We start from the raw sequence: 12,713 nt of genomic DNA, 5'->3' as shown, positions 1-12,713 counted from the left end.
CCGCCTTGTTCTAGGTTGAAACCATCAAAAAAGGCCGCGTATGCGGCCTAATCATTATCTTTAAGGCGCCATTTTATGCCGCATCTTCTTCGTCAATGAAGGTCACGCCGTTTTCACGGTGTAGACGCTTGCACGCGCGGCCGTCGCTGTGGAATAAGTGACAGCGGTGAGCGGGAATACCAATCGCATACTTCTCGCCGGGCTCAATCTCAACGGTATCGAGTTGGCGATAGATCACATCCGCATCGGCACTTTCTAGGTTGAGATAAATTTGCGTCTCGTTACCCAACTTCTCAACGATGGTCGCTTCCCCTTCGATTTTGGCATCACCGTCTTTGGCGGCGATTAAATGCTCTGGGCGAATCCCTAGCGACATACGATCACCGCGGGTGACGGTTTTGCCATCGACCGGTATCCAGAAACTAGCCCCCTCACTTAGCTGCACTTTGACCCGAGTCGGCTCAACATCTGCGATGAATACGCTCATGAAATTCATTTTTGGTGAGCCAATAAACGAGGCCACAAAGCGATTTTGTGGGTAGTGGTATAGCTCAAGCGGTTTGCCCACTTGCGCGACACGGCCCTCATCTAGCACCACAATTTTATCGGCCATGGTCATCGCTTCGATCTGATCGTGTGTGACATAAATCATGGTACAGCCAAGCTGACGTTGTAACTTGGTGATTTGTGCACGCATCTGCACCCGTAACCCCGCATCGAGATTCGATAAGGGTTCATCAAGTAGAAAAACCTGTGGTTGAGACACCAGGGTACGGCCAATGGCGACGCGCTGACGTTGGCCGCCCGACAGGGATTTTGGTTGTCTATCTAATAAGTGACCAAGTTGCAAAATCTCCGCCGCTTGATGCACGCGTTTATCTACCTCAGCCTTATTGGCTTTTGCCAGCTTTAAACCAAATGACATATTATCGTAGAGGTTTAAGTGGGGATAAAGGGCATAGGATTGGAACACCATGCCGACGCCACGCTTAGATGGCTCAATATCATTTACTCGCTGATCATCAATGTAAAGGTCGCCCGACGTAATATCTTCCAACCCGGCAACGCAGCGCAATAAGGTGGATTTACCGCAACCAGAAGGACCGACAAAGACGACAAATTCGCCATCTTTAATCTCTAGGTCAACGTTTTTAGAAATCATTACATCGTTGTCATACGCTTTACAAACGTTTTTAAACGTGACACTTGCCATGTCGCTCGCCCTCAATCGCTTTTCATTAATTCGGCTCAATTTGCATGATACGTGGTTATGTTATCAATGTGGGTCGTTATAAGCGTTACCGCTTTTGTTTAACGTTCGTTGATGATTAATTAACCACACTAGGGAAAAATACCACTCATGCTTTTTTTGATGAGACTCAGTGTGTCTTATCTGCGCTAGCCCTGCATCCTCCTATCATCAATTATTACAGGGGGAGTAGGCGGGGAGGAGGATTTTCTCCTACCTAAAATAATTTGAGGGCGTACTTCACAAAAATCTGAGCTAATTAGTTGAACTTGATCACGTTCAGTTTATTTTTGTGAGCCGCATCATTAGTGACGAGCGATATGGATCACGAATTCGCTCGCAGCGGTGTAGGGCGTAGAGACCAGGATGATGAGGAATGAAGAGGAATTACCCATGATAGAGCCTGAAACACAGCTCATCCTCCATGGAATCGTGCTACACCTCAGTAGAAGAAGGATAGAAAGATGAATAAATCACTTAGCGCTGTTGCCCTCGGTACCCTGATTGCACTTGGCTCATTTGGTGCAAATGCGAATATCGAAGAAGGCCAGCTGACCATTTGGATTAATGGTGACAAAGGTTATAACGGCCTTGCCGAAGTGGGTGACCGTTTTGAACAAGACACGGGCATTCCTGTAACCGTGGTTCACCCTGATGGCCTGCAAGACAAGTTCCCGCAAACCGCATCAACGGGTGATGGCCCAGATATCGTTTTTTGGGCGCATGACCGTTTCGGTGGCTATGCCGAGTCAGGCTTATTGACAGAAATCCGTCCGTCGGATCGTTTAAAAGACGGCATGGTCGATTTTGCTTGGGATGCGGTCAAATACAAAGGCAAATACGTCGGTTATCCGGTGGCCGTGGAGTCACTGTCTCTTATCTACAACAAAGATCTCGTCCCTAACCCGCCAGAAACGTGGCAAGACGTGGTTGCGATAGATGCCAAGCTCAAAGAGCAAGGCAAATCGGCCATCATGTGGAACTTAAAAGAACCCTACTTTACTTGGCCACTAATGGCGGCTGATGGCGGCTATGCGTTTAAACAAACCGCAACGGGTTATGATGTCAAAGATGCGGGCATCAATAATAAAGGGGTTCACGATGCACTGAACTTCATGAAGCAGATGGTCAAAGATGGCGTGATTTCTTCTGATATGGATTATTCCGTTTCTGAAGCTGCGTTTAACAAGGGTGACACAGCGATGACCATCAATGGCCCATGGTCGTGGGGGAACGTTGAGAAGTCAGGCATTAATTATGGTGTGGCTACCTTACCAACTTTCCAAGGTGAAGCCTCTAAGCCCTTTGTTGGCGTGTTAAGTGCCGGTATTAGCACCGCGTCGCCAAACAAGGCACTCGCCGTCGAGTTTCTTGAAAACTATTTGCTGACCAATGAAGGCCTATCAACCGTGAATGCGGATAAGCCTCTGGGTGCGGTGGCGTTAAATGCTTATCAAGCTGAACTTGCTAAAGATCCGCGCATTGCGGCAACGATGGAAAACGCTAAGCATGGCGAGGTAATGCCAAACATTCCGCAAATGAACGCGTTCTGGGCGGCAGCCAAAAACGCAATTATCAACGTGGTTGATGACCGTCAAAGCGTTGAAGCTGCTCTTAACGACGCAGAAAAACAGATGGTTAAATAAGCTCTATCTGCAGGGGGGATGCGTCCTCCCTGCACACTTCAGAATTAAGTGAGTAGCGTTCCTTATGCAGTCAGTCCAAGGTTCTCAAGCTATGACAACGTCAGGCTCTTCTTTGCCCAGCAGCACAAAAGCGTTCATCAAATGGGCGCTGTTGGCCTCTGTGGCTATTATTAACGGTTATGCCACCGTTTTAATGTATTCGCGTGGTGAAACTGCTTTTGCCCTGTTAACCGTGGTGTTAACCGCGTTAGCTCTGTACATTTTTGGTAGTAAAAAGACATATGCCCACCGATACATTTATCCAGGTATCGCGGGAATGATTCTTTTCATCATTTTCCCATTGGTATACACCGTGGGGCTTTCACTTACCAATTATAGTGCCTCCAACCAGTTATCTTTCGAACGCGCTCAGTCGGTATTGCTAGAGCGAACCTTCCAAGGTGGTGATAGCTATCCGTTTTCTCTTTACCAAACGGATAAAGGCGCGCGTCTTGTGGTGGAGATGCCGGAGGCTCGCTACGCCACCAAACCGTTTGACTTTGCAGCCCTTCCAGCCCAAACACTGGCGTTAACGCCAGTCGACAGTATCTCGGGCGAAAAAGCGACATTACGAGCGGTGATCCAAAATCGAGACGCACTCAGCGCTCTCGAACTTAAACGCAGCGATGATCAAATCATTCGGATGAGCGGTTTAAGGAAGTTTGCTGCCATTCAACCGCTTTACAGCCTGCAAGATGATGGTCGTACACTGATCAATAACCAAACCGGTGAAACACTCAAGCCAAATGATGAGATCGGTTATTACCAAGCGGTTAACGATGCCGGCGAATTTGTTGGCGATACTGTTTCACCTGGATATGTTGTTCAAATTGGTACCGATAATTTCGAACGCGTATGGACGGATGATGGAATTAAAGAGCCCTTTATTGGCATCTTTATTTGGACGATTGTCTTTTCGGTATTATCTGTCGCTTTTTCCCTATTTATTGGTTTGATTCTTGCCAGCCTTGTTCAGTGGGAAGAGTTGAAGGGTAAGTCTATTTATCGTCTACTCCTTATTCTGCCTTATGCGGTGCCAGCGTTCATTTCGATTTTGATTTTCCGCGGTTTATATAATCAAAGCTTCGGTGAAATAAATATGGTATTAGAGGCTCTGTTTGGGATCAGTCCTAATTGGTTCTCAGACCCTGTAATGGCCAGAAGTATGGTGGTAACGGTCAATACTTGGCTGGGCTTTCCTTATATGATGATTCTTTGTATGGGCTTGCTTAAGGCCATTCCGGATGATCTCTATGAGGCATCAGCCATTGACGGTGCGAATTTCATCCAAAACTTTACCCGCATCACATTGCCGATGATGATCAAGCCTCTCACGCCTCTGCTGATTGCAGCCTTTGCGTTTAACTTCAATAACTTTGTGATGATTATGTTGCTGACAGAGGGTGGACCGAGTCGAATTGGTACATCTGAACCGGCCGGTTATACCGACTTGCTGGTCAGTTACACCTACCGAATTGCGTTTGAAGGCAGTGGCGGTCAGGATTTTGGTTTGGCGAGTGCGATTGCGACGCTGATTTTCATTTTAGTTGGCGCTTTAGCTCTAGTGAATCTGCGCTTGGCACATAAAAACACGCAGTAAGGATATTTAATATGGCAATGGTACAAGGTAAATCCTTAAAATATCGCGTCTGGGCAACCCATATTGGCCTGTGCTTATTTTTGGCGCTGATTTTATTCCCGCTGTTAATGATTATTGCGATTTCCTTCCGTGAGGGTAATTTCGCTACCGGGAGTTTGATCCCGAAAAATCCGTCACTGGAGCACTGGAAGTTAGCACTGGGTTTCTCGGTGACTAACCCGGATGGCACAGTCACTCCTCCACCATTCCCCGTCCTATTGTGGCTATGGAACTCGGTGAAGGTTGCAGGCATTACTTCGTTATTTATTGTAGTGCTGTCTACCACCTCGGCATACGCCTTTGCCCGTATGCGGTTTAAAGGTAAGCAGACTATCCTCGATGCAATGATGATCTTCCAAATGTTCCCGGCAGTGCTGGCATTGGTGGCTATCTACGCCTTGTTTGATAAGTTAGGTCAGTACATTCCATTTTTAGGGCTCAACACTCATGGCGGCTTGATCTTTGCCTATTTAGGCGGGATTGCGTTGCACGTCTGGACCATTAAAGGGTACTTTGAAAGCATTGACGGCTCCCTCGAAGAGGCTGCGGCTTTGGATGGGGCCACGCCATGGCAAGCCTTTAGGCTGGTACTACTTCCGCTCTCAGTACCAATCTTGGCGGTGGTCTTTATTCTGGCATTTATTATGGCCGTGGGTGAGGTACCGGTGGCTTCGATTCTGTTATCGGATGTCGACTCTTATACCTTGGCGGTAGGGATGCAGCAGTACTTGTATCCGCAAAATTACCTGTGGGGCGACTTCGCGGCGGCAGCCGTGCTGTCAGCTGTACCGATTACCGGTGTCTTCTTGCTAGCGCAACGTTGGTTAGTGGGTGGTTTGACCGCAGGTGGCGTGAAAGGGTAACCCTCAACCCACCATTGATTGTTAAGAACCACGTAAAAGGCAGCTGATAACAGCTGCCTTTTTACTGTCGAGGATATTGTGCTACAGCCAATCACCGTCAATACAGACTAAAAAGCTCTTTGCTGCCAAGCGTTGGAATGCTTCTGGCGCAGTGACAGTCGTTTCATCGGTCGCCGTATCACAGACTATAAGCCACGGATTATGGTTGGGTAGCCGCAGAGTGTGTGCGGTGTCGCTGCTATTAATGGCTATAAGCATGGATTGACCCGCGTTAGAGTGATGCGCGCCGAGCGTGATCTGACAGCTGAGCGCTTGCAGGTTTGGCCATTGGTGATCTTGAATCGGATCGCCATTCGAATGTCGCCACGCAATCTGATTTAAATGGCGCTGTGTGCCACTCAATGCATCAATAAAGCGCGGCACAATAGCATTGCGACGCGCAATCATGGTAGCAAACCAATTTGACCAAGCGTGATCCTGCGTTTGCCAGTTTAGCCAACTCGTGGGGTTATCTTGGCAGTAAGCATTGTTATTGCCTTGTTGCGAGTGACTGATGAGATCCGCGGTCAGAATATGCGGGGTGCCCAATGAGAACAAAATACTCGCGATCATATTACGCTTTTGCTGCTCCCTAACAGCCATGATGGTGGGATCGTCTGTCGATCCTTCGATGCCATAGTTCGCAGAGCGGTTGTCACCGTGACCATCTCGGTTATTCTCACCGTTCGCGTGGTTATGTCGTTTGGCGTAACTGACCATATCTTGCAGGGTAAAACCGTCATGATAGGTGACATAGTTAATCGGCAAATGATCGGGCCAGTGGCTGGCACTAAAAAAGTCACGCGATCCCATAAGGCGAGTAGCAAAATCTTGTAACTTGCCTGGATCGCCACGCCATACACTGCGGGTGGTATCGCGGATTTTATCGTTACACTCGGCCCAATTTGCTGGGAACTGGCCTAACTGGTAACCATTGGGGCCAATATCCCAAGGTTCAGCAATCAGTTTGACGGTAGAAAGGATGGGGTCTTGGGCAATAGCGTGGAAAAAGGCACTGTGTGGATGAAAAGCCTCGCCGTCTCGCCCCATAGTGGCGGCGAGATCGAATCGAAACCCATCCACGTGATAGTGGGTGACCCACATACGCAAGGTGTCGAGCACCAGTTTTAGCGAGGCAGGGTGGTGTAAATCAAGGGTATTGCCACAACCGGTATAATTGCGCAGCTGTTGGTTATCCTGGAGATACATTGCCTGGTCGATCGCTTTAAAATGCAGTATGGGTCCACCGTCGCCACCTTCCGCGGTATGATTAAATACCACGTCTAAAATCACCTCAATATCGTGACGATGTAGCTCGCGTATTGCTGTTTTCAACTCATTAACCGCGTCCTTTTCGGCATAACGCGGATCCGGGGCCATCCAAACATAAGGGTTGTAGCCCCAATAATTGGTTTTTTGCTGGCTGAGTAAATGCGGCTCGGGTAAGCAGGCGGTGATAGGAAGCAGTTGCAGGCAATTAATGTGATGTTGTTGGTAAAACGCCAACATCGCTGGTGAGATTAAACCCAAGTAACGCCCTTTTTCCGTCGGCTCCACATCCGGGTGCTGCTGAGTCAGCCCTTTAACGTGAGTTTCAAAAATCACAGTGTCGCACATTGGACGCTGAGGGGATGACACGCCTTGCCAATCAAATGGCGCATGATCCACAACTTGGCAGCGCGCCAGTAATGTACTTTGCGATGATGTATAAGGAGGCTGATAGCTTAAAGGGCCAGTCACCGCTTGCGCATACGGATCGGCTACGCACCATGTTTGGCCATTATGTGAGATTTCAAAACTGTAATCTTGTCCTGCAACCACATCAGCGACATCTTTTGTCCAATAACCACGCTTGTATTCGCGCATGGCGAGCCGCTGAGGTTGGTGCCCTTGATGCCACAACAATAAATGCACGCAGTCCTGGTCTGGTGCGTACAAAGTAAATCGACAACCTGACCCGTATAACTGAGCCCCTAATGAATAAGGAGCAGGAAAACAAATCGACATAAATAACACCATTAAATTAGACTCGCTGCCATTAGAGCTTTTAATCATAAACAATTCAATCTGATGTCACATTTATGATGATTGCCCAGTATGTAATTAAGTTTCATGCCTTTAAAAATAAATCTATTAATAGTGATCATGTCGACGTTTTGTAGGCCTGTTTAGCGAAAAATAATTACCAATTACGCCCTCTTTCAGTGACTCAGCTCGACAAGTTTAGATAATTGGCTCTCACTCATCCTTTCTCCTCCTCCCCCTAAAATCGCACGGCCGGATGACGCCAAAATGACCGCTCAGGGATAGGATAATTCCAGGATAACGAAGAAAGCTAAGCCTTGGACACTTTGTCTTTTTCCACTATCCACTGCCGGTGTGAAGAGACACGTAAAAAAGGCCCATTATGGAGTAAGGTATGAGAAAAGTAAGTTTAATTGCCGCAGCTGTCGCGACTGCTGTCACTGCCACCTCAGCATTCGCTGTCGACTTTAATGGCTATGCACGTGCTGGTGCTGCTATCGGTGGCAATGGCGCGGGTGATAGTGCTTTTGAAAAGAATAAAGTTGGTCGTTTGGGTAATGAAGACGACAACTATTACGAGTTCGGCTTTTCAGAGGAGCTTCAAACCGGAGAGCAATCATGGAAGCTGGAATCGATGATTGCCTCTAGTGATAAAGGTCAAAGTGGTTGGGAAGATAGCGAGATTAATGTCGCGCAATTTAATGTCCAAGCCAAAGGGGTGATTGCATCTGACCCTGAAGCCGTTATCTGGGCGGGTAAGCGTTATTATCAACGTAAAGACATCCACATTACTGACTTCTATTTCTTGAATACGTCAGGTACCGGTGGTGGTATCGAAAATATTTCATTGGGCGACCAAAAACTTTCCTTAGCTTTTGTTCAAGATGGAGAAAATGATCAGTCTTCAGGCTATATTTTTGATGCACGTTTAGCCAATATTGGCTTGTGGGAAGACGCTAGCCTTGAGCTCGCTACTGCCTATAACTTTGCGACAGAAAAAGATGATCAAACGGAAGTAGCTGATGATGGCATTATGCTAACCGGTATTGTGCATCAGAATATGGATAACGGCTTCAACCAAACAATACTGCAATATGGCTCTGCAGGATACGGTGATCAGATTGCTGGTTTTGGCTCTGGTGCGTGGTACAACCGTGGTTCAGACGATAAAAACGATGCGCAAGGCTATCGTATTATCAACTGGGGTGTGATGAATATTGGGTCGTCAATGGAACTCGGACATCAGCTTTCTTATCATAATGGCTCGGATTTGACCGATGGTGAGGGTGACTCTGATATGTTCACTGCAGTCGTGCGCCCTGTTTATAAGTGGAACGATACGATGCGCACCATCGGTGAGGTCGGCTTCTTTGATGGCGAAAATCAAGGAGCAGACCAAGGAGGCCACAAGTTTACTTTAGCTCAAGCATGGGCAATGGGTGACAGCTTCTGGTCGCGTCCTGAGATTCGCTTCTACGGTACGTATATAACGGATGAAGAGGGAGATACGTTTGGTGACAAAGGTGACTCAGAGTTCGTAACTGGTGTGCAATTGGAAGCTTGGTGGTAAGCCTTTTTTAAACTGTCTTTTTTTCATAGCCGACAATTGTCGGCTATTTTTTTAGGTGTTTTATATGAATAAGAAAGTGTTACTTATTTCTGGGTTATTATTACTTAATGGGTGCTCGACGAGCGTTGATGACCAATATCAGGTTGCACCTAAAGGAAAGGCAGTGACGCAGATTCAACAAGCGAAAAAACTGCCGTTAGAAATGGATCAAGAGATCAAGTTAGCGGTGACCGCGCAAACACAAACGCTCGATATCCATAGCATTGATAGCCCTGGCGTTATTTTTGAATTACCCATGGTAAAAAATGGATTGGATGTCAATATCGAGACAGAAATAAACGATAGTGTTTTTGTCCCAAGTGCCAAAGTGATTAATCAGTCTGGCGATATTCGTGCTGAGCTTGATGATCAAGGTTTGGTTTATCTAAAGCCCCGTCTAGCTGATGGAAACCGTTTGCAAGGTAATATTAAAGTCCATCCACAAATAGGTGACAGTGCGCTCTACTTGGTTGTTTTTACTGATAAAGATAAACTTAATGAAACGGTGGCGGTCAGTCATCCAGCGAAACTAGACGCAGAGGGAAGAGGGAATTACTTTCCAGAGGTAGGCGATATTCAAGTTCCGCGCGCTTTAACCGGGAAGCTTTCAATTGAGGCAACCGCCTTGGGAGCACGTACTGATGATCCGTCTACTGTGCTGCCAGTGCTCTCCAACACTGAACGTCCGCAACAAGAAAGCGTGAATTTTTATCATCAGGCTATTCGAACCGCGATTGCAGACAACGATGTCGACAAAGCAATGGGATTGCTGCGTGATGCTGAGCAATTGGGTATTGCCGACGCTGATCAAGTCTTTCGTGAAGCGATGAAAGCACAGTTAGATCGGCAGTAATCGAGCTTTGCAGTGACGTTTCATCACATAGCGATTCTAGACAGCAAATAAAAAGGGCACCTGCAAATGGTGCCCTTTTTGCGATCAAGAGAGTGCGCCGGATTAGACTTTGAACGTCTCGACCAGCTGACGGATGGTGGTGGCTTCTTGGTTCAGCGTATGGTTTGCGCCTTGTGCTTGCTCACTGAGCGATAAGGTTTGCTCTATACGTTGTGAAAGGGCTTGGATATTTTCGGCCACTTGCTGAGAAACGGCACTTTGCTCCTCGGCTGCCCCTGCGGTTTGATAATTGATATCGCCGAGCTGGTGTACCAAATCAACAATCTCGTTTAAGGTCTGCTGAACGGAGACACTCGCTTGATAACCCTCTGCGGCACCGCGCTCACCTTGCTGGATAACCGCTTCAATATCCGTCAATAGTTGGTTGAATGTTTCAAGCGTCGATACGATTTGATCGACAGACTTTTGTGAGTGCTGAGCTAAGGCACGCACCTCATCCGCCACCACTGCAAATCCTCGGCCTGCTTCACCGGCGCGTGCAGACTCAATCGCGGCATTGAGTGCCAATAAGTTCGTTTGATCCGAAATGCCACGAATATCATCGAGTAGTGCGGCAATATCGCTACCACTGGCTTTGACTTCGCTGACAAAACTGTTGGCTTTTTGTAGATCATTGTTCGCTGTTTGATTGCGCGCTACGTTGTTGGTCACATTATCCATACATTGATTCAGTGACGACACCACCGCGGCATTTTTCTCTTTGGAGGCTTCAGAGTTGGTTGCCACATCTTTGGACGTTGCTGTTAGTTGTTCCATGGCCGTCGCCGCTTGATGCAAGGTCTCCGTATTTTCAGACAGCGCTTGATGCGCATCGGTGATCGCATGGTTAGCCGTCGTTGAGGTATCCGATAAGCGTCCACCTGCTTGCTGAATTTGGCCAACCATCGACTGTAGCGCATCCAGCATCTGATTGACTGACTGTTTGATACTATCAATCTCGGTTTTACCCGTGACGGATAAACGCTGAGTTAAATCCCCACCGCCTTGCGCAATCGCCTGAATGGAGTGATCAACACTGGTTAACGGCGCCAATTGGCGTTTGATGACGACTTGAATGATGATAAACGCCAAAATCAGCACGATACCACTTACCAGATAGATGGTGTTTTGGATATGCGTCTCGGCCTCGGTCATCATTTGATTGAGTTGCGTCACCGGTGCCATAGCAGCAGATATAGGGGTCACAATCATCACCGACCAGGTCTTGGTCATATTGCCAAACTCAATGGGTTGCGAGACGTAAAAGTGCGAATCGGTTTGCTTGAACTGGTTTGTTGCGTTCTGGCTTAGAAGGTTAGAAAGTGGTTGGTAAGCAGGAGAGGAAAGTCCTGAGACCGCAGCGCCATGTTGAACGTGCTGATCGGTACTAGCCACAATCCGACCATCTTGACTGATAACAAATAGTTCCCCGTCATTATCGGCACGTTTGGCCAAGAGTGATTGGATTTGCGAGGTCTTGAGCGTACTTCCCACCATAGCAACCGTTTTATCAAAGCGAAAAACGGGAGTTGTCACATCGAACACCGTTTGCGTCTTACCATTAATCTGAGCCGTTCTTGGATCAGTAATACAATCTTTTTGTGTGTTCACCGGGCACTGATACCAAGGGTTGGATTCTGAAAAGTTTTGAGCGGCTTGAAGACGCATTTCTCCGTTTTCATCCACCGATACAGACGGTACATAGCGTCCATCCGCTGCACTGGTCGGGTCGCCATAATAAAAGGCATCGGCCCCTAAGACGTTTTTTTGCCACTCGGTATAGATGTTGTGCCACTCAGGCTGACGTTTCAAAATCGAATACATGATCCTAGGAATATCATCACGATCGAGGATCCTTGATGACTTATTCTTCTCCGCTTCTGACGTATATATCTGAGCAATGGTTCGCACCGTATCGAGCGGAGAAGCGATGTAGGCATGAATCTCTTCACTGAGTGCCGTTGCCCGGTTCTGCATTTTTATCACCTGATCCCGCTTCACATTCTCTGTCACCTGAGATGACATTTCTGATTGACTGGTATTCAGAGTTGAAAGAGAGATGGTGCTGACCAAACCCAGACCGACTAACACGATTGCAGAGGCCGTTAGGCTGATTCGTTGGCTGATAGAGAGGTGACGCAATTTTTTCATAATCACTTTCCGCACAAAGAAAAAATTCGGAGGTCGTCGAGCGGCGTGACGATGGGCGTCGTGCTAGCGAGCAATGGCACAACAGATAACGCGCGCCGACGGTGACGATCAGAGTGTCTAGTGTTGCTCAAATAGACAACAGGCACATCCTCCTTACTTGTGCTTGTAACGCTTGCAATAAGGAGGAGATCAGGAGGGGGAGAGAGCTAATTTGAACGATCAGCTTAAGCCGATCCAGCGCACATCACATTGCCTTGACCGACGTTGTCACGTTGCGACGATCACACTGCTTGGGTTAAAACAGCAAGCGAAACTGCGCTTATTCACAATTTTGTTACTAACGGAGGAGGGCGTAGGCAGATGGATGAGGTTGCATGTTAGCGCATGTGCTAACGGTACGAAGCTTTCACTGATCCACAATCATTAAAAATAATTCTATATTTTAATTATTTATATGTGGTTTTTTTAATGATTTAAACGCAATAAAGAAAACATCTTTTTATTTGTTTTTTAGAGTTTTTACTCGCTAACATGATGTTTACATATAAATTGTCATGACAA

The 12,713-nt window shown here is 47.3% G+C and carries 8 protein-coding genes; 5 read left to right on the top strand and 3 right to left on the bottom strand.

What is annotated here, in order from left to right:
• Positions 1-73: 73 nt before the first annotated feature.
• Positions 74-1,213 carry a maltose/maltodextrin ABC transporter ATP-binding protein MalK gene (gene malK / locus BZG76_RS10785; protein ID WP_077461350.1) on the bottom strand — a complete coding sequence of 380 codons (1,140 nt, stop codon included), beginning with the start codon at positions 1,211-1,213 and terminating at the stop codon, positions 74-76.
• Between the two features lie 500 nt (positions 1,214-1,713).
• On the opposite strand from malK, the gene malE reads away from it, so the two are divergent.
• The 3 genes from malE (at position 1,714) to malG (ending at position 5,436) form a co-directional block, all read left to right on the top strand.
• Positions 1,714-2,895 (top strand): maltose/maltodextrin ABC transporter substrate-binding protein MalE, encoded by a 1,182-nt coding sequence (malE, locus tag BZG76_RS10780; protein WP_021023899.1) that lies wholly within the window; start codon positions 1,714-1,716, stop codon positions 2,893-2,895.
• 64 nt (positions 2,896-2,959) lie between these two features.
• Positions 2,960-4,534 (top strand): maltose ABC transporter permease MalF, encoded by a 1,575-nt coding sequence (gene malF, locus BZG76_RS10775; RefSeq protein ID WP_021023900.1) that lies wholly within the window; start codon positions 2,960-2,962, stop codon positions 4,532-4,534.
• 11 nt (positions 4,535-4,545) lie between these two features.
• Positions 4,546-5,436 (top strand): maltose ABC transporter permease MalG, encoded by an 891-nt coding sequence (gene malG / locus BZG76_RS10770; protein WP_077461349.1) that lies wholly within the window; start codon positions 4,546-4,548, stop codon positions 5,434-5,436.
• An 81-nt stretch (positions 5,437-5,517) separates the two neighbouring features.
• On the opposite strand, the gene glgX is transcribed toward malG, so the two are convergent.
• Positions 5,518-7,530: a glycogen debranching protein GlgX gene (glgX, locus tag BZG76_RS10765; protein WP_077461348.1), complete on the bottom strand. Its 2,013-nt coding sequence runs from the start codon at positions 7,528-7,530 to the stop codon at positions 5,518-5,520.
• Between the two features lie 364 nt (positions 7,531-7,894).
• Here glgX and lamB point away from each other — a divergent pair, with 364 nt between their 5' ends.
• Positions 7,895-9,070, top strand: a complete 1,176-nt coding sequence (gene lamB / locus BZG76_RS10760) for a maltoporin LamB (RefSeq protein WP_077461347.1) — start codon at positions 7,895-7,897, stop codon at positions 9,068-9,070.
• A 64-nt stretch (positions 9,071-9,134) separates the two neighbouring features.
• Positions 9,135-9,962, top strand: coding sequence for a MalM family protein (locus BZG76_RS10755; protein WP_077461346.1), 828 nt, complete (start codon positions 9,135-9,137; stop codon positions 9,960-9,962).
• A gap of 102 nt (positions 9,963-10,064) precedes the next feature.
• On the opposite strand, the gene BZG76_RS10750 is transcribed toward BZG76_RS10755, so the two are convergent.
• Entirely contained in the window at positions 10,065-12,152 is a 2,088-nt protein-coding gene (locus BZG76_RS10750; protein ID WP_077461345.1) for a methyl-accepting chemotaxis protein, read from the bottom strand.
• Positions 12,153-12,713 lie beyond the last annotated feature (561 nt).

The organism is Salinivibrio sp. AR647 (assembly GCF_001995415.1).
In the GTDB taxonomy this organism is placed as follows: Bacteria; Pseudomonadota; Gammaproteobacteria; order Enterobacterales; family Vibrionaceae; genus Salinivibrio; species Salinivibrio costicola.
This window is presented reverse-complemented; position numbering and strand designations above follow the sequence as displayed.

Excerpts from the sequence above, each read along its gene's own strand:
- BZG76_RS10750 (WP_077461345.1), bottom strand. The coding sequence starts at position 12,152 with ATGAAAAAATTGCGTCACCTCTCTATCAGCCAACGAATCAGCCTAACG.
- BZG76_RS10755 (WP_077461346.1), top strand. The coding sequence starts at position 9,135 with ATGAATAAGAAAGTGTTACTTATTTCTGGGTTATTATTACTTAATGGG.
- malK (WP_077461350.1), bottom strand. The coding sequence starts at position 1,213 with ATGGCAAGTGTCACGTTTAAAAACGTTTGTAAAGCGTATGACAACGAT.
- lamB (WP_077461347.1), top strand. The coding sequence starts at position 7,895 with ATGAGAAAAGTAAGTTTAATTGCCGCAGCTGTCGCGACTGCTGTCACT.
- glgX (WP_077461348.1), bottom strand. The coding sequence starts at position 7,530 with ATGATTAAAAGCTCTAATGGCAGCGAGTCTAATTTAATGGTGTTATTT.
- malG (WP_077461349.1), top strand. The coding sequence starts at position 4,546 with ATGGCAATGGTACAAGGTAAATCCTTAAAATATCGCGTCTGGGCAACC.
- malF (WP_021023900.1), top strand. The coding sequence starts at position 2,960 with ATGCAGTCAGTCCAAGGTTCTCAAGCTATGACAACGTCAGGCTCTTCT.
- malE (WP_021023899.1), top strand. The coding sequence starts at position 1,714 with ATGAATAAATCACTTAGCGCTGTTGCCCTCGGTACCCTGATTGCACTT.